At 59.6% G+C, this 22,310-nt stretch carries 19 protein-coding genes and 1 pseudogene; 10 read left to right on the forward strand and 10 right to left on the reverse strand.

The annotated features are described in order from the left end of the window. Position 1: 1 nt before the first annotated feature. The 3 genes from IBT46_RS20965 to IBT46_RS20975 all read right to left on the reverse strand — a co-directional run bounded on the left by IBT46_RS20965 (position 2) and on the right by IBT46_RS20975 (position 2,625). Positions 2-439 carry a GNAT family N-acetyltransferase gene (locus tag IBT46_RS20965; protein ID WP_200547261.1) on the reverse strand — a complete coding sequence of 146 codons (438 nt, stop codon included), beginning with the start codon at positions 437-439 and terminating at the stop codon, positions 2-4. 48 nt (positions 440-487) lie between these two features. Beyond that, positions 488-1,240 (reverse strand): DNA-binding transcriptional regulator YciT, encoded by a 753-nt coding sequence (locus IBT46_RS20970; RefSeq protein ID WP_200547262.1) that lies wholly within the window; start codon positions 1,238-1,240, stop codon positions 488-490. A 125-nt stretch (positions 1,241-1,365) separates the two neighbouring features. Beyond that, positions 1,366-2,625 carry a DUF1479 domain-containing protein gene (locus tag IBT46_RS20975; protein ID WP_200547263.1) on the reverse strand — a complete coding sequence of 420 codons (1,260 nt, stop codon included), beginning with the start codon at positions 2,623-2,625 and terminating at the stop codon, positions 1,366-1,368. Positions 2,626-2,812: 187 nt separating this feature from the next. Between IBT46_RS20975 and IBT46_RS20980 the strand changes: the two genes are divergently transcribed. Beyond that, the gene (locus IBT46_RS20980) at positions 2,813-3,025 is read left to right on the forward strand and encodes a hypothetical protein (RefSeq protein WP_200547264.1); all 213 of its coding nucleotides are present in this window, start codon (positions 2,813-2,815) and stop codon (positions 3,023-3,025) included. A gap of 105 nt (positions 3,026-3,130) precedes the next feature. Here the strand turns inward: IBT46_RS20980 and IBT46_RS20985 are convergent. Both IBT46_RS20985 and IBT46_RS20990 read right to left on the reverse strand, forming a co-directional pair. After that, positions 3,131-3,807, reverse strand: a pseudogene (locus IBT46_RS20985) (type 1 glutamine amidotransferase domain-containing protein). A gap of 35 nt (positions 3,808-3,842) precedes the next feature. Next, on the reverse strand, positions 3,843-5,264 hold the full coding sequence (locus IBT46_RS20990; RefSeq protein ID WP_200547323.1) for a coniferyl aldehyde dehydrogenase: 1,422 nt from the start codon (positions 5,262-5,264) through the stop codon (positions 3,843-3,845). Positions 5,265-5,376: 112 nt separating this feature from the next. On the opposite strand from IBT46_RS20990, the gene IBT46_RS20995 reads away from it, so the two are divergent. Beyond that, entirely contained in the window at positions 5,377-6,270 is an 894-nt protein-coding gene (locus IBT46_RS20995) for a LysR family transcriptional regulator (RefSeq protein ID WP_200547265.1), read from the forward strand. 43 nt (positions 6,271-6,313) lie between these two features. Here the strand turns inward: IBT46_RS20995 and IBT46_RS21000 are convergent, their stop codons facing one another. Beyond that, complete coding sequence (locus IBT46_RS21000) at positions 6,314-7,372, reverse strand: YeiH family protein (protein ID WP_200547266.1); 1,059 nt, start codon at positions 7,370-7,372, stop codon at positions 6,314-6,316. A 413-nt stretch (positions 7,373-7,785) separates the two neighbouring features. Here IBT46_RS21000 and IBT46_RS21005 point away from each other — a divergent pair, with 413 nt between their 5' ends. Continuing rightward, positions 7,786-8,532: a GntR family transcriptional regulator gene (locus tag IBT46_RS21005; protein WP_200547267.1), complete on the forward strand. Its 747-nt coding sequence runs from the start codon at positions 7,786-7,788 to the stop codon at positions 8,530-8,532. Here the strand turns inward: IBT46_RS21005 and IBT46_RS21010 are convergent. The 4 genes from IBT46_RS21010 to IBT46_RS21025 form a co-directional block, all read right to left on the reverse strand. After that, the gene (locus IBT46_RS21010) at positions 8,519-9,514 is read right to left on the reverse strand and encodes an Ldh family oxidoreductase (protein ID WP_200547268.1); all 996 of its coding nucleotides are present in this window, start codon (positions 9,512-9,514) and stop codon (positions 8,519-8,521) included. The two genes, IBT46_RS21005 and IBT46_RS21010, sit on opposite strands and share 14 nt — an antisense overlap. After that, positions 9,511-10,818 (reverse strand): C4-dicarboxylate transporter DctA, encoded by a 1,308-nt coding sequence (dctA, locus tag IBT46_RS21015; RefSeq protein ID WP_200547269.1) that lies wholly within the window; start codon positions 10,816-10,818, stop codon positions 9,511-9,513. Before dctA ends, IBT46_RS21010 begins: the two co-directional genes overlap by 4 nt. A 98-nt stretch (positions 10,819-10,916) precedes the next feature. Continuing rightward, entirely contained in the window at positions 10,917-12,086 is a 1,170-nt protein-coding gene (locus tag IBT46_RS21020; protein WP_200547270.1) for a UxaA family hydrolase, read from the reverse strand. A 2-nt stretch (positions 12,087-12,088) separates the two neighbouring features. Next, positions 12,089-12,373, reverse strand: coding sequence for a UxaA family hydrolase (locus IBT46_RS21025; protein ID WP_105591934.1), 285 nt, complete (start codon positions 12,371-12,373; stop codon positions 12,089-12,091). 404 nt (positions 12,374-12,777) lie between these two features. Here IBT46_RS21025 and hisD point away from each other — a divergent pair, with 404 nt between their 5' ends. From hisD to IBT46_RS21060, 7 genes are all read left to right on the forward strand, one after another. Next, on the forward strand, positions 12,778-14,091 hold the full coding sequence (hisD, locus tag IBT46_RS21030; RefSeq protein ID WP_200547271.1) for a histidinol dehydrogenase: 1,314 nt from the start codon (positions 12,778-12,780) through the stop codon (positions 14,089-14,091). Positions 14,092-14,100: 9 nt separating this feature from the next. After that, a complete protein-coding gene (locus tag IBT46_RS21035; protein ID WP_200547272.1) occupies positions 14,101-14,856 on the forward strand; it encodes an SDR family NAD(P)-dependent oxidoreductase in 756 nt (251 codons plus the stop codon). A 30-nt stretch (positions 14,857-14,886) separates the two neighbouring features. Further along, positions 14,887-16,215 carry an MFS transporter gene (locus tag IBT46_RS21040; RefSeq protein WP_200547273.1) on the forward strand — a complete coding sequence of 443 codons (1,329 nt, stop codon included), beginning with the start codon at positions 14,887-14,889 and terminating at the stop codon, positions 16,213-16,215. A gap of 3 nt (positions 16,216-16,218) precedes the next feature. Continuing rightward, positions 16,219-17,229 carry an alcohol dehydrogenase catalytic domain-containing protein gene (locus IBT46_RS21045; RefSeq protein WP_234480226.1) on the forward strand — a complete coding sequence of 337 codons (1,011 nt, stop codon included), beginning with the start codon at positions 16,219-16,221 and terminating at the stop codon, positions 17,227-17,229. Positions 17,230-17,394: 165 nt separating this feature from the next. Continuing rightward, entirely contained in the window at positions 17,395-18,939 is a 1,545-nt protein-coding gene (locus tag IBT46_RS21050; protein WP_200547274.1) for an ABC transporter substrate-binding protein, read from the forward strand. After that, positions 18,936-19,904 (forward strand): ABC transporter permease, encoded by a 969-nt coding sequence (locus IBT46_RS21055; protein WP_200547275.1) that lies wholly within the window; start codon positions 18,936-18,938, stop codon positions 19,902-19,904. Before IBT46_RS21050 ends, IBT46_RS21055 begins: the two co-directional genes overlap by 4 nt. Then, complete coding sequence (locus IBT46_RS21060) at positions 19,897-22,290, forward strand: ATP-binding cassette domain-containing protein (RefSeq protein WP_200547276.1); 2,394 nt, start codon at positions 19,897-19,899, stop codon at positions 22,288-22,290. The genes IBT46_RS21055 and IBT46_RS21060 overlap by 8 nt, the downstream gene beginning before the upstream one ends. Positions 22,291-22,310 lie beyond the last annotated feature (20 nt).

Raw genomic sequence — 22,310 nt, forward strand, 5'->3', positions numbered from 1 at the left:
CTCAGGCTTTGCGTTTTTCCAGGCGAATATCGCCTTCGCCTGCGGGGATTTCGTTGCCCCATCCGCTATGACGATAGAATCCGGCTGCGCGCGTAGTTTTACCCGTTTCCAGCCAGATAACGTCGTGCTGCCGGAACAGCTCATCTTCAGCAACCTGAACCAGTCGTTTACCTATTCCTCTGTTTTCATATTCAGGAAGAACAAAAGCGGCAAAAAGGCAGGCATCTTCCGGGATAATCATGGAAAAGCCGACAATTTTCTGGTCTTCAGCCGCCACCCAGGCACAGGATGAATTCTGGATCATGGCGGTCACGGCGGCCCTCGTGATCCCCATTTCTTCAAGTTCTTCACAAGTCAGCGTATTTTCGCGAACCGAGGTGCGCACGTGAAACAGACCGTCGATATCATCGGGCGTTGCTGCGCGGATGGTTATTGTCATGGCGGTAAATCCTTTTTTAGCTGAAAACGACCGTCAGTCTGCCTGGTGTTAGCGGCGCTGTGCAACAATATCCAGCTGATATTTCTGCTTAATCAGCGTGTTACGTATGTCAGGCGACAGGCCATCATCGGTAATGATCTGACTGAAAGTGTGTTCGATCGAGATAGGATAGGGGTGGACGCTGCCGAATTTGGACGAATCCGTCAGCGCGATGGTCCAGGTGCCCCTGGCCATCACCGCGTTCACTACGTCGCAGCGCATCATATTGCGGCCGGTAAAGCCGGTGTCCGCGTGCCAGCCGTCCACGCCGATAAAAGCTTTATGGAAGTTAAGCTGCTGGATGCAGTAGCGGGTTAGCGGCCCGACCACGGATTCGCTGCTTTTCTGATACTGGCCGCCGAGGATAACCACTTCGCACTCCGAATCGCGCAGCAGATGGGCGATAAAGTGGCTGACGGTGATAATCGTCAGATCGCTGCGTGAGGCGAGAGCGCGGGCCAGCAGGGCATTGGTGCTGCCGCCTTCAATAAAGATGGCTTCACCGTCGCCGATCTGCGAGGCGGCAAACTCCGCCAGCCCCTGCTTGATTTTGTAGCGGGTCTGCATGCGGGAATTCACGTCGTCGCTGTCGGGGGCGACAGCGGAGCCGTGGACGCGTTTTAGAAAATTATCGCGTTCCAGCGCGTTGAGATCCTGGCGGATGGTGACTTCAGAAACGCCGGTCAGCTGCGCCAGTTCGCTGACGCTAACGCTGCCTCTTTCGTTCACCAGCTGGATGATATGTTCGTGTCTGCTGTTCATTCAGGCTTTGATAAGGCTGGAATAATTCGGTTCAGTCTAACAGATATTTTTGATGGCACACTACGCCTGTACCAGGCAGCGAGTATTGTGGCTGGCCCAAAACTTCAGGCCAGCCGTTTTGTCACTTATTCCAGCCCGAGGCTGCGCTTGCCGATGTTGTTCAAATCCGCAGTAGAAAAGCGCTGCTGCCAGTCGCGTTCGTAGTCCTCCCGTGGGAAATCGCCCGGCGACGTTCCCTGATCCAGCGCCTGCGCCACTTTGTGTGCGTAGGCCAGATTCTTCTCGCAGAGCGGTGCCGCAGGGATATACATCACGTTGCCCCAGCCCTGCTGATCGGTCACCGGTGCCACCGAGTGGATCACATCACAGTGCCACCACACGGAGTCGCCCGCCTGCAGCGACGGGATGGAACTCAGCCCCTCAATCAAGTCAGGATGCCACTGTGGCGAGATCGGCAGCACTTTGCCCGGTGCCACGCCGCACAGTTCATCTTCCGGAACATCGTCCAGCAGCGGCCTCAGCAGGACATAGGCCATCGCTTCCGGCACCGGCACCACGTGCAGCAACCCCTGGCCCTGCTGCATATCCGACAGCGCGGTCCAGCCCTGGAAGGTGCGGAAGGCAGAACATTTGGTCGTATTATCAACATCATATTCATGAACCTCGGTACGATGCGCCGCATCCCACGGGTCGTACGCGTCAAATTGATTGCTGAATATTTTGCTGAAAACCTGCTGATAGGCGGGCAGCAGCCATCGCTCCAGCGCGCCGGAGTCGGTGTGTGCACCCAGCCCTTTTGAGGTGGTTCCCGGCAGGCGGCGGCGAATTCGGTCTGGATAGATGATGCTGACGTCCGGGTTAAACCACTTCACGCCTTCCGATTCGAATTTCCACAAGCGATTAAGGAACGACTGCGTTTCGGCCATTGCCTCGCTTTGCCGCGCTTCCATCTGCGCGGTGGACCAGTAGATCGGATAAATCTCCGGCCGTGACGCCTCCAGGCTGCCAAAGAACGTATCCCCCGGCCCGCGGTATTGCGCATCGAAATCATTGCGGTCCAGGTAGTCGAGCATCGAGGTATCCCACGCCAGGGTTTTATCACGCGGGAAGGTTTGCTTTACCACCACGCAGCCGCGCCTTTTGATCGCCGCGATCTGTTCAGCAGTAATGCGTTTTTCAGCGATATCCGCCCAGTTAATCACCGGCCAGGCGGTGCCGTGCTCGGCTTCTTCCGCTCTGGCATGGGCGATTTCAGCTGTGATTTTTTGCTTAACCTGATTAAAAAGCCCTTCAACATCACCGATCTGCTGGCGAAGCTGCTTTTTCATCAGCCGGATTAGGGCTTTATGGTCTTCAGGTAGGGTGTTAGAGGTGAAATCGCTCATCGTGACAGCTCCGCTTCAGGTGTGTTAGGCTTCGAATGAAGGTTTTATCATCTTCGTTCGTAATTATGGCGGCGAAACTAACAAAAATGCAACAAGTCTTGCGTGAGTCGGATCACGAATCGTTCACGTTCCGGGAACGGGACGATCCGCTTTGCTCGGGCCGATAGCGAAACGTGGGGGAGATGAAATGAGAATGTTGAGAGACAGTGCGCACTTTTTCCGCGACTACTTCAGGCTGTCCGCAGCTGACAGTGGCCGTATCTGGCAGGGTTTCAGCCCGGAGGCACGTTACGGCTATTTAGCGGCATTACTGCAGTGGCAGGTGGATGAAGCTGATGACATCGGGCAGAACTGTGAGGAGCGAAGCGGGCAGCGGCATGAAAATAATGGCGTCGAGTGATGCACGGAATCTGTCGGAAAAACCGATAACCCGCAACGCGAAAAACCGGGCCAGGCGGCCCGGTAGAGTGAAGCTAAGCGTCAATCGCGTGCCGTTCCCGCCGTGTTAGCCCAGTTTTTTCAGCAGCGCCTTCGCCACATCTTCCGAGCTGGCCGGGTTCTGGCCGGTGATCAGATTGCCATCCTCCACCACGAATGAGGCCCAGTCGGCACCTTTCTGATAGTGTGCGCCAGCGGCAATAAACTCATCCTCAATCAGGAAAGGCACCACGTCGGTCAGCTGCACCGCCGCTTCTTCACTGTTGCTGAAGCCGGTCACCTGTTTGCCCTGAACGCGCGGTGCGCCGCCGGTGGATTTCACGTGGCGCAGCACGCCCGGCGCGTGGCAGACAAAGCTGATGGGCTTAGCGGCGCGATCAAAGGCTTCAATCAGCGCAATGGAGTCGGCGGATTCGGCCAGATCCCACAGGGGCCGTGGCCGCCGGGATAAAATACCGCATCAAAGTCCTGCTGATTGACCGTCTCCAGCTTCACGGTGCTGTCCAGTGCCTGCTGCGCCGCGCTGTCGGCCTTAAAGCGGTCGGTCATTACCGTCTGAAAATCCGGCAGATCGCTTTTCGGGTCCAGCGGCGGCTGACCACCGGCAGGCGAGGCCAGCACCACCTCCGCGCCCGCGTCTTTGAAGACGTAGTAGGGCGCAGCAAATTCTTCCAGCCAGAAGCCGGTTTTCTCACCGGTGTTACCCAGCTCGGCGTGTGAAGTCAGTACCATTAAAATTTTCATTACGGGTTCTCCGGTGATGAGGTAATAAAGAGTGATTATTGATTAAGCATAGCCGCGACGGCGGCAGTTTTATCCTGATACGGGGCGCGCAGACGTAAATTGGTGGTGCCCGCTTCATCCTGGACCACGACCGGCTTGGCGTGGCTGAAGCGGCGGAAACCGTGAATGCCGTGATAGGCACCGATCCCCGATGCGCCAACGCCGCCAAACGGCAGACTGTCGATCGCCGCGTGGGTCATCACGTCATTGATCACCAGCGCGCCGGAAGTGGTCCGCTGCGCCATCTGCTGCTGGCGCAGCGGATCGTTGCCAAAGTAGTAGGCGGCCAGCGGACGCGGGTGCGCGTTAATGTAGGCCATCGCCTCACTGACATCGCCCACATAGGTTTTCACCGGCAGCAGCGGACCAAATATCTCCTCCTGCATCACCTTCATCTCTTCGCTGACGTCGAGGATCAGATGCGGGGCGATTTTACGGCTCAGCGGATCGAAATCGGCTTCACCCTCCGGTGCCAGGCTGATAATGCGCGCACCTTTGGCGGCGGCATCGGCCAGCAGATCGGTCAGCCGCTGATAGTGGCGATCGCTGATGATGGCGGTGTAGTCCGGGTTATCCTGCACGGTGGGGAAAGATCGGCGGATAAAGGCGCGTGCGGCGTCGGTAAACACCTCTTCCGCCGCCTGCGGCAGCAGCAGATAGTCGGGGGAAATACAGATCTGTCCGGCGTTAAAGGTCTTGATGGTCAGGGTTCTTTCGGCGGCCAGCTGCGGATCGGCATCGACATCCAGCACCACCGGCGATTTTCCGCCCAGCTCCAGCGTCACCGGCACCAGGTTTTCGGCAGCGGCGCGCATTACGTGTTTACCTACCGAAGTGCTGCCGGTAAACACCAGATGGTCGAACGGCAGGGCGCTGAACGCCTGGCCCGTGGCGGCGTCGCCCAGTACCACGGCCAGCTCGTTCGGGTCGAAATAGCGCGCCACCAGTTCGGCCAGCAGCGCAGAGGTTTCAGGCGTCAGCTCCGACGGCTTGAGCATTGCGGTATTGCCTGCGGCGAACACGCCCGCCAGCGGCCCGAATGCCAGGTTAATCGGAAAATTCCACGGGCTGATCACGCCCACCACGCCCAGCGGCTGGGGTTCAATCCACGCCTGCATCCCTGCGACCGGCACTTCAGCGGCCTCCGGTTTCATCCATTCGGCCACATGATCTGCCGCGTGTTGCAGCATCCCGATCGTGATCAGCAGGTCGGCGGTCATCGTCTGATACGCGCTGCGGTGGCCGAAGTCGGCGCTGATGGCGGCGGCAATCGCCGCATGATTATCGCGGATCAGTGCGGCGCTGCGCAGCAGGCGGTCGCGCCGCAGTGCCAGCGGGGCCGGACCCGCCTGTAAATGTGCCTGCTTCATAGTCAGAAGAATGTGCTGTAAGTCCTGCTCAAGCGTGCTGTGAGTCATGGTGTTCATTGCCTTTCGCTGATTCGTAAGATGCAGCAAGCTTACCCGCCGTGGATTTTCGCCGCTAACAAGGCTATTTTTGCAGGGGTATAAATATTTTTATGGGGTCAGCATGTCACTGGTTCGCTTACGCACTTTCATTGAAGTTTACCGCCAGGGTTCCATTTCCGGCGCGGCCAGAGCGCTAAATCTGACGCAGCCTGCGGTTTCGCAGCATATCAGCGGGCTGGAGGTCGCCGTGGGCCGCGCGCTGTTTCAGCGTCAGCCGCAGGGCGTGGTGCCGACCGCCGCCGCGGACGACTTAGCGGCCGATATCGGCAATACCCTGGATACCGCCGAGTCGGCGCTGGCTTCTGCCCGTGCGCGCTCGATGGACGTCAGCGGCACGTTGCAAATCATCGGCCACGCGGATTTTATGGCGGAGAAGCTGGCCGGGGAGCTGCTGCCGCTGCTGGAAAACGATATTCGCGTACATATGCACACCGGCGACGGTGAGATGGTGGTGCAGATGGTGGTGGAGGGGCACTGTGATTTGGGCATTACCGCACACCCGGTGAGCGATTCGCGGCTGAAAGGTGAAGTGATCTTCACCGATCGCGTGCTGGCGGTGGCCGCGCCCTCGGTGGCACATCGGCTACGGCAGCAGCCGGATTTCGCTCTGGCGTTACTTCAGGAACCGCTGCTGGCCTACAACCTTGAGCTGTCGCTGATCGACCGCTGGCTGGATAAAAACCGGATTAAGTATGACGCACTGTTGCCTGCGATGGTCGGCCAGGATCTGCGCGGCCAGCGCAGCCTGCTGTGTAAGGGCTTCGGCTGGACGGTGATGCCGGAATTCCTTTGTCGTACGCAGTTAGACAGCGGTGAGCTGGTGGCGCTCGGTGCGCCGGTCGGTGACACTGAAATCCGTTACAGCCTGGTGTGGCTGCCGAGCGCGCTGCGCCAGCCGAGAATCGCTCATGCCAGACAGACGCTGGTCTGGCGGCTGACGAATCGGGAGAAGTGAACGGCGCAGCGGCCGACGGGAGTGCGCCCCTGCGCCGGTCGGGTTAAGCCAGCGCGTGGTGCACCAGCAGATTAATCGCGCCCCCGCCGACAATCAGCCAGATAAACAGGAACAGTCCCAGGGCAAACGGGCGGGTTCCGGCCTTCATCAGCTGGCTGATACGCGTGCTCAGCCCCAGTGCCGCCATTGCCATCGCCAGCATGACGTTATCCAGGCTGTTGATGGTGGCCACCACAGGCAGCGGCAGCAGGTGGAACGAGTTGAACATGGCCACCACAATAAACATCAGGGCAAAGCACGGGAAGACGATGCGCTGTGCCGTTGTGCCGCTCTCCGCTGTATCCCGGCTGATAAAGATGCTTAACACCAGCAGGAATGGGGCCAGCATCATCACGCGCAGCATTTTGGCAATCACCGCTGCGTTTTCGGTTTCCGGGCTGACGGCGTGGCCCGCGGCTACCACCTGGGCAACTTCATGCATGGTTGACCCGGTATACACCCCAAACTGGGTTGCCGATATGCCCGGGATCAGCGAGGCAACGTGATGCCAGATCCACGGATAGAGGAAGATCCCGGCGGTCCCGAAGATCACCACGGTGGCGACCGCGACGGCAACCTTTGACGATTCCGCTTTCACCACCGGGGCCGTTGCCAGCACCGCCGCCGCGCCGCAGATGCTGCTGCCCGCACCGATCAGCCACGCGGTCTGGCGATCGATACCGAGCAGGCGCGACCCCATATAGCTGGCAATCAGAAAGGTGCTGCTGAGCATCGCCACATCGACCACCACACCGCTCAGTCCAACATCCATCACCTGCTGAAAGGTCAGCCGGAAGCCGTAGAGGATAATGCCCAGCCGCAGCAGCTTCTGCTTGGCGAACTGTACGCCCTCATCGCACTGCGGGTGCAGCAGGGGATAAACCGTGTTGCCGAGCACGATGCCCACGATAATCGCCAGGGTCAGCGCCCCGAGCCCGAGTCCTGACATCAACGGCTGGTTACCCAGCCACGCGGTGCCGAGGGCAATGGCCAGCGTGAGCAGAATGCCGGGAATAAAGCGTTTAGCCGTGTGCGAATACTGTACCAGCGGAATATCGGTCATGGTTCTCTCCTCATGTATAGGACTGAGGATGCGACTAATCGGTTTGAAAAAACAATTTATTATATCGTTATAATCAATCTGAATATCAGGTAAACGTACAGTTTTCAGGGTAATTGACGGTGGTGCCGACAGGGTAATGCGTATTTAAGATGAGGCTGTTAGATGGACTATTGTTATCAAATACAGTTTGTTATTTAAGTTTTACGCCTTTTTGGTCATGGGTAAGGCCACGACTAATGGAGGCGGATTTGCCAAAAATAATCAACCCGGACAATAATCGACCGGGTTCACAATTCCAGTGAAATCTTCATTTTTGCCCGATATTTGAACGCGGAAAGATGCCTGCCACTCCTGTATATGTCATAGTATGACTGTCAATATTATTCAGCGCCTGTAGGTCGGAGGAAGAGAGTATGAATCAGGATATTTCATCATCCGCTGAAGTGAAATCGGCGATTTTCCAGCCGCTTTACCTGCAAATCAGCCAGCTGCTGCTGGAAAGAATTGCCTCCGGCGAGTGGCCTGCGGGCACCTATATTCCCAGTGAAGCCAGCCTGGCCGACGCCTATAACGTCAGTATCGGCACGCTGCGCAAAGCGCTGAACGAGCTGGTGAGTAATAACGTGGTGATCCGCTATCAGGGTAAAGGTACGGTGGTGGCCGCCCATGATTCGGACAGCGCGTTATTTCGCTTCTTTAACGTGCTGCGTGAAAACGGCGAGCGCTCGCTGCCGCTATCCCGGGTGCTGGCACGGCATTTACGCTCCGCCTCTGCAGAAGAAGCGGCGGCGCTGGATATTGCACCGGGCAGCAAGGTGATTCATATCTGGCGGGTACGCGATCTCGACGGGGCACCGGCAATACTGGAGCACGTCTACGTGGATGCGGCGCGTTTCCCCGGTATGGACCGTGAGCCGGAGATCCTGCCGAATACGCTCTATCAGCTGTATCAGCAAAAGTACGCCTGCACGGTGGCTAATGCCCATGAACAGATCAAAGCGGTGAATGCCGGGCCGGACGAGGTGCTGCATCTGGAGGCCGCCGAAGGGGAAGCGCTGCTGCGCATCTGGCGTACGGCAAGGGATTTTCAGGATAAACCGGTTGAGTACCGCGTTTCCACCGTACTCACCCGGCATCACGCCTACGTTAACCAGCTCTGAGGCGCAGCTGCTCCAGCAGCGTGGCGGGCAGATCCAGCGTCTCGCCGTGCTGCCTGGCCAGAGCCTGGCGTCGCTTACCGGGCAGCCTCACGCCCGGCTGTTCCAGCATCGCGCGGAACAGCAACTCGCTGTGCTGCAAGTAACCCGCTGAGAAGAAGGCCGGATTGAGCAGCAGCAGCAGCTGCGCGATATGCGGAGGTTCCCCCTCGGCGCTGAAGAATGAGCTGGCCTGGAAGCCAAAGTGGCTACCGGTCAGCCCCGCCGTTAGCAGCTCCACCATCAGCGCCAGCGCGGCACCCTTGGCCCCTCCGGCCGGTGCCATGCTGCCCGCCAGCGCGGCGTCCGCGTCCTGAGTCGGGTTGCCTTGGCGATCGATAGCCCAGCCCAGCGGGATCGCTTCCTTTCTCTGGCTGGCCAGCATGATTTTGCCGCGAGCCACTTCCGACAATGACAGGTCGATCACCAGCGGTCCTTCCTGCTGGCGCGGTGAGGCAAACGCTACCGGGTTGGTGCCGTACAGCGGCGCATTGCCGCCCCACGGGGCCATCGCCGCCGGGCCGTTGCTGAATGCCAGGCAAAGTAATCCCTGACGCGCGGCCTGTTCGGCGTAGTAGCCCGCCATGCCAAAGTGATGCGAATGACTGACCGCCACGCTGACGATGCCGAACTCCTGCGCCAGTGCGATGCCGCGATCCAGGCCGCGCTGCACGGCCGGGAAGGCCAGACCGGAATCCGCATCGACGTTCACCACCGCACCGCGCTGGCTGACGGATGGCCTGGCGTGGGAGTTCAGTTTGCCGCTAACCAGCTGGTCGAGGTAGTAGGGCAGCCGCGCAAAGCCGTGGGAGGGAATGCCTGCCCGCTCGGCGGCCATCAGCGCCGCACAGGTTTCGGCGGCGGCCTGAACCTCCACCCCCAGCTTCACCAGCGCGCGTTGCCCCAGGCAGGCGAGGTCGTGCAGGGCGATTGTTTCGTGGCTCATCGTGTTGTGCTTCCTTCTTCTTCGGTATCGGGGAGTGGCGTATCTGGCAGGACAATTTTACCGGGACCGGCTCTGAGCTGTTCCTGCGCCTGTGCCAGATCCAGCTTGTTTTCCCAGCGGGCGATCACCAGCGTGGCCACCACGTTGCCAATCATATTGGTCACCGCACGCATTTCGTTCAGTATCCGGTCAATGCCCAGCACCAGGGTGATCCCGGCGAGGGGAATAATATTATGCGTGGCCAGGGTCGCGGTCAGCGCAATCAGCGCCGCCCCGGCCACGCCCGCACCGCCTTTGGACGTCAGCAGCAGGATCAGCAGCAGGCCCATCTGCTGCCACAGGGTAAGGTCCGTATTGGTGGCCTGAGCGATAAACAGCGATGTCATGGTGAGATAGATCGCCGCGCCGTCCAGATTAAAGGAATATCCGGTGGGAAGCACCAGGCCAACGATGGCCCGGTCGCAGCCCAGCTTTTCCATCTTCACCATCAGGCGCGGCAGCACCGATTCGGTGGTCGAGGTGCCCAGCACAATCAGCAGCTCTTCGCGGAAGTAAACAATCAGCCGCCACATGCTGACGCCGACCAGTTTGCAGATCAGACCCAGCACGCCGCCGATAAACAGGAAGCTGGTGATATACAGGCAGACGATCAGCATGCCGAGATGCTGTAGCGAGGTCAGGCCGTATTTACCGACGGTAAAGGCAATTGCGCCAAACGCGCCAAGCGGGGCCAGCCGCATAATCAGTTCGACGATGCGCATCAGCACCTCGCCGCACTGCTCAATGGTTTTGGTCAGGAAGGCACTGCGGCTGGAGGCCAGCGACAGCGCCACGCCAAACAGTACGGAAAACAGCAGCACCTGTAGCAGATTACCCTGCGCAAAGGCACCGATTACTGAATCGGGGATGATCTGCTCAAGGAAACCTTTGCTGTGTTCGCTGACGTTAACGTAGTGGCTCATCGCACTGCCGTCCAGCTTCGCGGCATCCACGTTCATCCCCTTGCCGGGCTGCATCACGTTGGCCACCACCATGCCGATAATCAGTGCCAGCGTAGTGATCAGCTCAAAGTAGAGCAGGGTTTTACCCCCCACTTTGCCGACCTGTTTCAGGCTCTCCATGCGGGCAATACCAATGGCTACGGTACAGAAAATCACTAAGGTGACTACCATCTTGATCAGGCGGATAAAGGTGTCGCCAAGGGGTTTCATCTGAACGGCTAAATCAGGAAACGCGTACCCCACAGCAACCCCGGCGACCAGGCCGATGAGAACCTGGACGTACAGGTGCTTGAGAAATCGCATGCGGTTGTCCTCGCAGTGCCTGACGGCGGCGAACCGGAGAGGATCAGCGCCGCAGGCGATCGGGAAAGCAAAGCCCGCCGGGATCGGCGGGCGGGAGATTACGCACTTTCAAAGATACGGGTCAGAACGAACTCTCTGTGGCCCAGCGCCTCGGCGGCGGTCAGGCGGCCGTTGGCGGTGCGCATCAGGCACTCCAGCAGCGCATCGCCCGCGCCGTCCATGGTCATTTCCCGGCGCAGCAGGGCGGACACGTCAACATCGACATGTTCAGACATCGTCCGCACCGTGCGCGGGTTCGCGCAGATCTTAATCACCGGCAGGATCGGATTGCCGATCACGTTCCCCTGTCCGGTGGGGAAGAAGTGCGCCACATAGCCCGCTGCGGCACAGAGCGTGACCATCTCGGCTGCGGCTGAAGAGGAATCCATAAACCACAGCCCCGGCCCGGTCGGCGTTTCGGCCTTGTCCAGCACGCCGTCCACGGAGCATTTTTTGCCGATTTTCTGGATATTACCCAGCGCTTTCTCTTCAATAGTGGTCAGCCCGCCTTCGATGTTGCCCTTGGTCGGCTGCGATTCGGAGAGATCGCTGGTCTTCCAGCGGTCAATCATTGCGCTGTAGCGATCGAACATAAACTGGAACTTCGTCCGCACGTCGTCATTGATGCACCGCGCGGCCACCAGATGTTCACCGCCGGTCAGCTCGGAGGTTTCCCCGAACAGCAGCGTATTGCCGTTGGCGTGCAGACGATCGAACAGGTTACCGACCGACGGGTTCGCGCCACAGCCGGAGGTGGTATCCGACTCGCCGCACTTGGTCGACACCCACAGCTCGCTGATATCGCAGGTTTCACGCTGCAGTTCTGAAGCGTACTGCGAGAATTCCCGCGCCTTACGCGATGCGGCGCAGATGGTGTTGTGATCGCCGTTCTGCTCAATCCAGAACCCCGCAACCGGTTTTCCCGTGGCTTTAATGCCGTCGACCACGCGCCGGGTCCAGCCCGGCTCGATGCCGATGACGATCACCGCCGCCACGTTCGGGTTGCAGCCGGTGCCGATCAGCGTACGGAAGTGCAGCTCCAGATCCTCACCAAACTGCAGGCGGCCGTACGGATGCGGCAGCGCAATCGTGCCTTTAATGTTGTTGGCCACCGCTTCCGCCGCGGCGTTGGAGATATCATCCACCGGCAGCACAATCACATGATTGCGAATGCCCACACGGCCGTTTTCGCGACGATAGCCTGCAAACTTGCTTCCCTGGATTTCCATAGTTACCACCTTTTGGTTTTAACGTTGTGAACGTGAAGATGCTCGCCCTGTTTGATAGCCGCCACCACGCGGCCAATGTCTTCGCCGTATTTGATCACCGTGTCATCCACGGCCAGATCGCGAATGGCTAACTTATGGCCAATCGGAATGGCATCCTTCACCGCAAATTCGATCGTTTTGTTTTGATCCATGATCCACCCCGTCAGCTTCTGGCCTGCTTCCACGCCTTCCACCACTACGACCCCGACAGAATCGCCATCATCGTGTACGACAAAATCGATACTCATAACCGCCTCCGTTGTTTGAACAATAATGCAACTCATGTATATGACATATATTACATGACTTGATTAAAGCAAAATTTTTTCCGCGCAGGCTTAATTTTTTGCGAGGGACTTCACGAATAAAGGCCGATGGGTGCAGGGACAAGCGATGGCAAAGACTTAACAAAGCTAAATCGATTAAATCGATGATTGATATCACTTTATTAATTAGGTGATAACAAAACCGGCTTAAAATGTGATCGCGCATAAACTTCTGAAGCATGAAGCCGATCGCGATCACTTTTTGTTCGATTGTTTTTTGCGCTTCGGGGAAATGCTCATTATAGATATAGCTAGGTCATGTATATGACACAGGAGTATCGACGCAATGAACAGCCGTCGGGCACACTTAAACCTCGGAGATGCGTATGTCAGTAACCTGGTTAAAAAAAGCAACGAAGACGCCGGAGTCCAATACTTCAGAAGCCCGTCGGGTGGTTGAAGAGATGCTCACGACGATTAAGGCCGAAGGGGAAGAGGCGGTGCGCCGCTATGCCCACTCGCTGGATAAATGGAGCGGTGAGATCGTTCTGACCCCGGAACAGATTGCGGCGCAGATACGCGAAGTCCCCGCCGACGTCCGGCGGGATATCGACTACGCCATCGAGCAGGTTTACACCTTTGCCTGCGCGCAGCGTGAGTCGGTGAAAGATATTGAAGTGACGCTGCCTTCCGGGCTGATCGCCGGGCAGAAGGTGCTGCCGGTGAATACCGTCGGCTGCTACGCCCCGGCGGGCCGCTATGCCCACATCGCCTCGGCCTATATGGGTGTAGCAACGGCCAGAGCGGCAGGGGTGAAAAATATTATCGCCTGCTCCGGGCCGTATCTCGGCCAGTCGATCCATCCCTGCGTGCTTTACGCCTTTCACCGCGCGGGAGCCAGCACCATTATGACCCTCGGCGGCGTGCAGGCGATTTCCACCATGGCGTGGGGGCTGTTCACCGGTACGCCTGCCGATGTGGTGGTGGGGCCGGGCAATAAATTTGTTGCCGAAGCCAAACGTACCCTGTTTGGACAGGTGGGCATTGATGTGTTTGCCGGGCCGTCGGAAGTGGCGGTGATTGCCGACGACAGCGCCGATGCCCGCGTGGTGGCCTGCGACCTGGTCGGCCAGGCGGAGCACGGGCATGAATCGCCCGCCTGGCTGTTCACCACCTCCCGCCCGCTGGCCGAGGCGGTGATGCAGGAAGTCCCCCGACTGATTGACCTGCTGCCGCCGGTGGCGCGCGATGCGGCGAGCTGCGCGTGGCGTGACTACGGCGAAGTGATCCTCTGCGACAGCCGTGAAGAGGTGGTGGCGATCTCCGACCGCTATGCCTCCGAGCATCTGGAAGTGCATACCCGCGATCTGAACTGGTGGCTGGAATCGCTGAGCTGTTACGGCTCGCTGTTCCTCGGGGAAGAAACCACCGTCGCCTTCGGCGATAAGTGCAGCGGGCCTAACCACGTGCTGCCGACCAAAGGCGCGGCGCGTTACTCGGGCGGGCTGTCGGTGCATAAATTCCTCAAAACGCTGACCTGGCAGCGGATGCCGCGTGAAGCCGTCCCGCAAATCGGCGAGGCCACCGCGCGCATATCGCGTCTGGAAGGGATGGAAGCCCACGCCCGCACCGCCGAAATTCGCCTGGAAAAATATTTCCCCGGCATCGCTTTCCAGCTCGGTACGCCGGTGACGCGCTAAGGAGAATCCATGCATATTGCATCCTTATTTGATCTACAGGGCAAAACGGCGCTGGTCACCGGCGGCGGCAGTGGCATCGGCGCGGCGATGGCGGAGGCGTTAGCCCGGGCCGGTGCCTCGGTGATCCTCGCCGCCCGCCGCGAAGGGCAGCTGGCCGAAACGGCGCAGCGGCTGAATCAGCTGGGCCCAACGGCGCGCTACTACTGTGCCGACGTCAGCAGCGTTAGTGACATCAATTCCCTGGCGGCGCAGTGCGGCGCGGTGGATATCCTGGTCAATGCGGCAGGGATTAATCTGCGGCAGCCGTTTGAGGAGGTCAGCGAAGCCGCCTGGGACCAGCAGCTGGCGTTGCATCTGAAAGCGCCGTTTTTCCTGACCCAGGCGCTGGCACCGGGCATGGCGCAGCGCGGTTGGGGGCGGATTATTAATATCGCCTCGTTGCAATCCCTGCGCGCCTTTGACAACAGCGCACCCTACGGCGCGGGCAAGGGCGGCGTTGTGCAGCTGACGCGAGCCATCGCCCAGCGCTGGGGGCGTGACGGCGTGACCTGTAACGCCATCGGTCCCGGCTTTTTCCCCACGGCGCTGACCGGGCCGGTGTTTGCCAGTGATGAACTGCGCGAGCGCCATGCGGCCCGAACCTGCCTGGGGCGAAACGGCGAGATGGCCGATCTGCACGGCGTCACGCTGTTTCTTGCCAGCCAGGCCAGCGCCTACATCACCGGGCAAACACTGATGGTCGACGGCGGCTACAGCGCCGTCTGACACTAACTTACCAGCGCAGAGGAACACACTATGCAACAGCCAGCCAGCGGTAACCTGCGGCGCGTCACGGTGTCGAGCCTGTTCGGATCGACGATCGAGTGGTACGACTTTTTCCTGTACGGCACCGTCGCCGGAATGGTGTTTAACAAACTCTATTTCCCGGAGGGCGATCCCTTTATCACCACGCTGCTCTCCTACGGCGTGTTTGCCATCGGCTTTTTAACCCGTCCGCTCGGGGCCATTATTTTTGGTCACTTCGGCGATACGCTGGGCCGCAAAAAAATGCTGATCCTGACGCTGGTGATTATGGGCGGGGCGACGGTGTTTATCGGTCTGATACCCAGCTATCACCAGATCGGGCTATGGGCACCGTGCCTGCTGGTGCTGTGCCGCCTGATTCAGGGGATTGGCCTTGGCGGAGAGTGGGGTGGCGCGGTGCTGATGACCTATGAATCCGCACCGGAAAAACACCGGGCCTTCTTTGCCAGTATCCCGCAGATCGGCATGTCGCTCGGGCTGCTGCTGGCCTCGGGGGCGATCGGTCTGGCGTCATTCCTGCTGACGGATGAAGCGTTTATGTCCTGGGGCTGGCGCGTGCCGTTTCTGCTCAGCGGCGTGTTTGTGATTATCGGCACCTACATCCGTAATAACGTGGCGGAAACGGAAGATTTCCTCAAGGCGAGAGAAGCGCAGAAGGATAAGCCGAAGCGCATTCCGCTGGTGGAGCTGTTCCGCAAGCATACCGGACTGGTGTTTACCTGCATGGGAATGCGGCTGATCGACGGCGTGTTCTTCAATATTTTCGGCGTGTTCTCGCTGACGTGGCTGACCCAGACGCTGGATATTCCCCGGGGGCAGGCCATCGTGGCGATCCTCGCCAGCGCCTTTGTGATGAGCTTCTTTATTCCGTTCTGGGGCTATATGGCCGACCGCTATGGCCGCGCCAGAATATTCGCCATGGGCGCCACGCTCTCCGGGCTGTCTGCCTTCCCGGCGTTTGCGCTGATGCACGGCCATGCGGATAACATCTGGATCGTCTGGGCATCGATTGTTATCCCGTTCGGCATTTTTCATGCGGCGGTCTTCGGCACGCTGTCTTCGGTGTACTCCGACTGCTTCGACGCCTCGGTGCGCTATACGGGTATTTCCTTCGCCTATCAGATTTCCGGCGTCTTTGCCGGTGGCCTGACACCGGTGCTGGCGACGATTTTCTCCGAGATGCTGGGCGGCAAACCGTGGCTGATCTGCGCTTATGTGCTGATTATCGGCCTTGTCAGCGCGGCCTGCGCGCTCTATTTATGGCGTCGCACCCACGGTGCCGGTCGTCTGGCGATGGGCCAGACCTTAACGATGAAGTGAGGAATGATGAAAGCATTAGTTTATACCCAGCCTTACCGGGTCAGCGTTGAGGAACGCCCCTATCCCCAGCTGGAGGACGGCAGCGAGCTGGTGCTGATCCGCATCGGGGCCGCCGGAATATGCGGTTCGGATATGCACGCCTTTCACGGCAGCGATCCGCGCCGCCAGCCGGGGCTGGTTCTCGGGCATGAGCTGGCGGGCGAGGTGGTGGAAAGTCAGTCTCCACGTTTCCGCGTTGGTGACCGGGTCACGGCTAATCCGCTGATCGTCTGCGGACAGTGCGAATTCTGCCGCCAGGGGCGCGATAATCTGTGCAGCGACCGCCATATGGTCGGCATGGACTGGGCGGGCGCGTTTGCCGAGTTTATGAAGATCCCCGCCCGTTCGGTGGTGAAACTGCCCGATGGGCTGTCAGTGCAGCACGCGGCGCTGACTGAACCCGCCGCCACGGTGGTCCACGCGTTGAAGCTGACCCAGCGCGCGCTGCCCCTGCCGCTGGCGGAAACGCGGGCGCTGGTGATTGGCGGCGGCGCTATCGGCCTGCTGACGGTACTGGTGCTGCGCGCCTGGGGCTGCCGGGATATTACTCTGGCGGAAACCAACGGCCTGCGGCGGGAGGCGGCGGTGCGGCATACCGGCTGCGTGGGCATCAATCCGCTGGAAACCCCGGTTGAAGAAGCGCAGATGCAGCTGGTGGTCGATGCGGTCGGTGCGGCTCCAACGCGGCAGATGGCGCTACAGGCGGTGAAACCGGGTGGGGTGGTGATGCATATTGGCCTCCAGGCGTGGGCCAGCGAAATCGATATGCGCAAGCTGACGCTGGCGGAAATCACCCTGCTCGGCACTTACACTTATACGATGGATGATTTCTGCGTCACGCTGAAAATGCTGGGTGAAGGGGCGCTCGGGCCGCTGGACTGGGTGGAAACACGCCCGCTGACGGAGGGCCAGCAGGCGTTTGACGATCTGGAATCGCAGCGGGTTTCGGCGGCGAAAATCCTGTTGATCCCCTGAGCCTGAAGACGTCTGCGCAGCAGGGATCGCTGCGCTGAGCTGAGAAAGTCCGCCTCGTGCGCTTTATTTTTGAGAATGATTATCAATAGCGCTGCTTTTATTGTTATGATATAACATTCTAAAAATAATGACGAAGTGCGCAGAAATGCGTGGGAGACGGGTGGTATGGACCAGGGTTTTTCCAGAAGAACGCTGTTAAAGGCAATGGGTATCTCCGCCGGAATGGCGGTGTTACCAACATGGAGTCATTCAGCCTTTTCGGCAGAACCTGCCCCGGCCAAAGGCGGTGTACTGCGCGCCGCTTTTACCGGTTCGGGCAGCGATTCAGTCAACGTTTTGCAGGCAACGAACAGCAATATTGATTATGTTCGCGCCCGTCTGATCTGGGATTCACTGGCGGAAACCGATAACGGGAAAATGGTCTGGCGGCTGATGGAGTCTGCCGAGCCGAACGCCGATCGTACGCGCTGGGCGATTAAAGTACGTCAGGGCGTCACCTTCAGTGACGGACGTACACTGACCGCCAGAGACGTCTTTTTCAGTCTGCGTACCTGGCACAGTCAGCCGGGCAGCCAGGGCGGCTGGCTGAAACCGCTGGATATTGCCGCATCACGGGTGCAGGACGAGCAGACCCTGCTGTTACAGCTGACGCGCCCGGTGGGTTCGTTTGACCTGCTGCTGGCGCAGTCGATATTCATCTTTCCAGAGAATACTCAGGATTTTTCGGCGGCGGGGGGCAGCGGGCCGTTTACTCTGCATCACTGGACGCCGGATAAAAGCGTGCTGCACGCCCGTGGCGATTACTGGGATGCCGCAAACGGCGGTCCGTGGCTGGATGGAATCGAGCTTTATGCCATCGGGGAGACGACGGCGCGACTTAATGGCCTGAAAGCCGGGCAGTTCGATTACGCAGGAGGAATGTCGCTGCTGACCGTGCGCGCCGAACAGCAGAATCCGGCACTGAAGCTCTGGCAGTCGGCGCAAAATGAAATGAGCAGCCTGGCGATGAGTATGAATCTGAGCAAGGCTCCGTTTAATCGCCCCGAAGTGGCTGAAGCGCTCAAGTACGCTATCGATCGTGAAGCCATGGTGCGTGCCGTCACGATGGGGCTGGGCGAAGTCGGTAATGATGCACTGGGTGCCGGTCAGCCGTGGTTTAACGACGATCTTCCCGTGCGCGGCTACGATCCCGACCGTGCCAAAGCGATACTGCACAAGGCGGGGCTTAGTGAGGTCATCGCCGCGATCCGCACCAGTGATTACGAATACGGCACGGCCGAAAGCGCCACCCTGCTGCTGCGTCAGGCAAAGGCCGGAGGATTCTCGTTCAGCCTTAACCGCCTGCCCGCGGCAGATTATTACAGCGATTTCGGGGCATTGCTCAATGCGCCACTGCAAACCAACCTCTATCGTCCGATGCCGTTACCCGTCGCGCTGCCGTTCTATTACGGCTCCGCCGCCCCGTGGCCGTTTACCGGTCCTGCATCCCCGCAGCTCGATAAGCTGATCGCGGCGATGCAGGCGGCGCACGGTGAGGAACTGCGCGGCCGTGTCGCGGATGTACAGCAGTGGCTATGGCAGCAGGGTGGTGATGCCATCTTTGCCCGACTCCCCTCCGTGGCGGTTTCTTCACCGCAGGTATTCGGAGTCCAGGCCGCCGGCTTCTTTGATTACCCGCTGTTGCGCAATGCCTGGCTAGCCCGTCCGTGATCCGCACTATTGCAAGACGCCTGGCAGGACGATTGCTCCAGGCGCTGGGAACGCTATGGCTGCTGTCGGCTATCGTATTTTTTGCTCTGTCGATGATGAAAGGCGATGCGGCAACCTCCCGACTTGCCGGTAACGCTGATCGGCAGCAGGTTGAAATCGTTCGCGTGCAGCTCGGTCTGGACCGACCGCTGGCAGAACGTTATGCGAACTGGCTCTCCGGGATTCTTCGGGGGGACTGGGGTCACAGTTATCTGAACAACAGACCGGTCAGCCAGCTGCTCTGGGATCGCGGCCGCTACTCGCTGGCGCTGGGCGGCGTGGCCAGCGTGCTGTTGTTGCTGCTGACATTTTTCTGCGGCACCTGGTGCGGCTTACATCCCGGCCGTGGATTCGATCGAGCGTGTGGCCTGCTGTCGCTGATCTTTGTCGCACTGCCGGAATTTGTCACCGGTACGCTGCTGGTGCTGATTTTCTCTCTCACTCTGCACTGGCTGCCTGCACTCTCACTGATTTCCCCTGCGCAATCACTGTGGCGGCAGTGGCCGCAGTTTATTTTACCCGTTCTCACGCTGCTCAGCGTCTGCCTGGCACAGAATATCAAGCTGATGCGGCTTGGCGTGCTGCGCGCTTCCCGGTCGTCCGCCTGTGAGAATGCCCGGCTTAATGGCATCAGCGAGCGGCAGGTGATTGTGCGCTGGATACTGCCGCAGGCGCTGGGGAACACGTTGCCGGTGCTGGCGCGGTATATCACTTATCTGTCTGGCGGTGCGCTGGTCGCTGAAACGCTGTTTGGCTGGCCCGGGCTGGCGGCTTCTCTGCTGAACGCCACGCTGTTGCGCGATACGCCAGTGGTCATGGGGATCGCGATGGTTATCTGTGCTGTGACGGTTTTGCTGAATGGTATCGCCGACCTGTTAACCGCCATGTTAAATCCGGCAGCACGGCGCGGAGGCGAGGGTGGCTAAACGGCAATCTTTCTCGCTGATGCTGTTTTTCATCATGCTGGTGCTGGCGATCGCCGGACCGTGGCTGGCCCCCTGGCCGGTGGATGAGATCCGCGATATGCCGTTTGCTCCACCGAACTGGAGCACCCCTCTGGGAACGGATTATCTTGGCGCTGACGTTGCCAGTCGCGTACTCAGCGGTGGGCGATGGCTGGTGATGCTGGCGCTGACAAGTACGGCGTTTGCCTGGGGACTGGGGGCATTGTCCGGCATGCTGGCGGCGCTGCGCGGTGGGGTGACAGATCGGCTGCTGCTGACGTTGGCCGATCTCCTGCTCAGCGTACCCGGCCTGCTGCTGTTGACGCTAGTGGTGACGGTGAGTGGCACGGGCTATCTTCCGGTGGTGGTGGCTGCCGTGCTGGTGATGCTGCCGGATATTTTCCGGCTGGTTCGCGCGGCAGCGCTCAGGCAGCTTGAGCAGGACTATGTTGACATCGCGCGTGGCCGCGGTGAGACATCCTTAGCCATCATGCTCCGGGAAATCGCGCCGAATCTGCTGCCCCTTCTGGCCGCAGATGTCGGCATCCGCCTGCTCAGCGCGATTTTTATTCTCTCCACCGCCAGTTTTCTCGGGTTGGGGGCGATACCGCCACAGGCGGACTGGGGATTGATGATTATGGAAAACCGTCAGGGGCTGACTGTTCAGCCATGGGCCGTGCTGGCCCCCACGCTGGCTATTTTGTTGCTGGTTCTGCCGCTGACCCTGAGTGTCGAACGCAGGCCCCGGCGACGCTCAGACCGCATCGCCTCAGTGGATTCACTCTGCCACCTTAAGCCACCCGAGGCCGGTCGGGTACTGGTAATGCGCGACGTTTCACTCGCGCTGCCGCAGCAGATCCTGCTAAAGCGCGTTTCTCTCACTATTACGAAGGGCGAAGTCGTGGCGCTGGTTGGCAGCTCGGGAGCCGGGAAAAGTACGCTGCTGCATGCGGCGCTGGGCCAATTGCCGTTGACGGTACAACGGACGTCGGGGGCGATCTGGCTGGCGGGGCAGTCCGTCTTGAGCTGTTCTTCGGCGGTCCTTCGGCGACTGCGTCGTTCGACGGTGGGGTATGTCCCTCAGGATCCGCGTCTGGCTTTGATGTCGGCGCAAACGGTTGGCGGCTATCTGCGTATTATGGCGCGAAGCCGGGGCATTTCTGCCCGGCAGCGGCGTGCGCAGACGCGGGTTTTCTTTCGCGAGTTTGGTCTGCCGGAGGAATCGGCATTTTTACGTCGATATCCTCATCAACTCTCCGGCGGGCAACGGCAGCGCGTGATGCTGGCCGCCGCATTACTGGGTTTTCCCGCCTTACTGGTAATGGATGAACCGACCAGCGCGCTGGATCCGCTGGGTACCCGAACGCTACTGGCCTGGGTGGCACGTATGGCGCGTAAGCGGGGAATGTCGGTGCTGTTTGTTGCCCATGACCTGCCGCAGGCCAGCCAGATTGCCGATCGCATTGTGGTGATGAACGCCGGGGAAATCGTGGAAACGCAGCGTACCGCTGACTTTTTGCGGCGTCCCCAAACGCCATTTGCAGGTCGACTGCTGGCTGCGTGGCAACCTCAGAGCCTTCATCATCGCCCGGTAATAGCGGGAAAACCGCAGCTGATTGTTGAACAGCTGGTGGCCCGCTATGGCCAGCAGACAACGGTAGGGCCGGTAAACGTTGCGCTGGCACCAGGCCAGACGCTGACGCTGGCCGGGCGTTCAGGCTGTGGCAAGACCACGCTGCTGCGCGCGCTGGCCGGTCTGCATGCGCGTATGGACGGCGCGATGTTGCTGGGTGGCGATGTTCTGCCGTTTGCCGTGGAGGCACGCAGCCTCGCCCAGCACCGCCGCTTACAGTACGTCGCGCAAAATCCAGCCAGCTCGCTTAACCCGTTCTATACCGTCGAATCCCTGCTGGATCGCCCGCTAATGCTGCACGTTCCTGGCCTGAGCCGCGCAGAGCGGCGTCGGCGTATTTATCAGGTACTGGATCAGGTTGGGTTGTCGGCATCGCTGGGCGATTGCCGGATATCAACGCTTTCCGGCGGCCAGCAGCAGCGCGTGGCGCTGGCGCGAGCGTTGATTATCCGTCCGGACATTGTGCTGTGCGATGAGGTGACCAGCGGCGCAGACGGTATGACACGACAGGCGCTGGTCCAGCTGCTTATTTCACTCCAGCAGCAACGCGGAGTCGCACTGCTGATGGTAACGCACGATTTAACACTGCCTGCGCAGATGGGGGGAACGCTGATGGTTATGGATGAAGGGAGAGTGGTGGAACAAGGCAGCGTTCGACAGCTATTCGAACAGCCTGCTCATCCGGTTACACGACAGATGATTGAGGCGTCACGGCTGGGAACGCGCTTCAGGTAATAATTTTTCACAGAGAGATA

The sequence above is a fragment of the Erwinia sp. S38 genome (assembly GCF_016624545.1).
Lineage (GTDB): Bacteria > Pseudomonadota > Gammaproteobacteria > Enterobacterales > Enterobacteriaceae > Erwinia > Erwinia coffeiphila.

What these genes read in the sequence shown, in the direction of transcription:
- IBT46_RS20965 (WP_200547261.1), bottom strand. Translation starts at nt 439, where the DNA reads ATGACAATAACCATCCGCGCAGCAACGCCCGATGATATCGACGGTCTG.
- IBT46_RS20970 (WP_200547262.1), bottom strand. Translation starts at nt 1,240, where the DNA reads ATGAACAGCAGACACGAACATATCATCCAGCTGGTGAACGAAAGAGGC.
- IBT46_RS20975 (WP_200547263.1), bottom strand. Translation starts at nt 2,625, where the DNA reads ATGAGCGATTTCACCTCTAACACCCTACCTGAAGACCATAAAGCCCTA.
- IBT46_RS20980 (WP_200547264.1), top strand. Translation starts at nt 2,813, where the DNA reads ATGAGAATGTTGAGAGACAGTGCGCACTTTTTCCGCGACTACTTCAGG.
- IBT46_RS20990 (WP_200547323.1), bottom strand. Translation starts at nt 5,264, where the DNA reads ATGACTCACAGCACGCTTGAGCAGGACTTACAGCACATTCTTCTGACT.
- IBT46_RS20995 (WP_200547265.1), top strand. Translation starts at nt 5,377, where the DNA reads ATGTCACTGGTTCGCTTACGCACTTTCATTGAAGTTTACCGCCAGGGT.
- IBT46_RS21000 (WP_200547266.1), bottom strand. Translation starts at nt 7,372, where the DNA reads ATGACCGATATTCCGCTGGTACAGTATTCGCACACGGCTAAACGCTTT.
- IBT46_RS21005 (WP_200547267.1), top strand. Translation starts at nt 7,786, where the DNA reads ATGAATCAGGATATTTCATCATCCGCTGAAGTGAAATCGGCGATTTTC.
- IBT46_RS21010 (WP_200547268.1), bottom strand. Translation starts at nt 9,514, where the DNA reads ATGAGCCACGAAACAATCGCCCTGCACGACCTCGCCTGCCTGGGGCAA.
- dctA (WP_200547269.1), bottom strand. Translation starts at nt 10,818, where the DNA reads ATGCGATTTCTCAAGCACCTGTACGTCCAGGTTCTCATCGGCCTGGTC.
- IBT46_RS21020 (WP_200547270.1), bottom strand. Translation starts at nt 12,086, where the DNA reads ATGGAAATCCAGGGAAGCAAGTTTGCAGGCTATCGTCGCGAAAACGGC.
- IBT46_RS21025 (WP_105591934.1), bottom strand. Translation starts at nt 12,373, where the DNA reads ATGAGTATCGATTTTGTCGTACACGATGATGGCGATTCTGTCGGGGTC.
- hisD (WP_200547271.1), top strand. Translation starts at nt 12,778, where the DNA reads ATGTCAGTAACCTGGTTAAAAAAAGCAACGAAGACGCCGGAGTCCAAT.
- IBT46_RS21035 (WP_200547272.1), top strand. Translation starts at nt 14,101, where the DNA reads ATGCATATTGCATCCTTATTTGATCTACAGGGCAAAACGGCGCTGGTC.
- IBT46_RS21040 (WP_200547273.1), top strand. Translation starts at nt 14,887, where the DNA reads ATGCAACAGCCAGCCAGCGGTAACCTGCGGCGCGTCACGGTGTCGAGC.
- IBT46_RS21045 (WP_234480226.1), top strand. Translation starts at nt 16,219, where the DNA reads ATGATGAAAGCATTAGTTTATACCCAGCCTTACCGGGTCAGCGTTGAG.
- IBT46_RS21050 (WP_200547274.1), top strand. Translation starts at nt 17,395, where the DNA reads ATGGACCAGGGTTTTTCCAGAAGAACGCTGTTAAAGGCAATGGGTATC.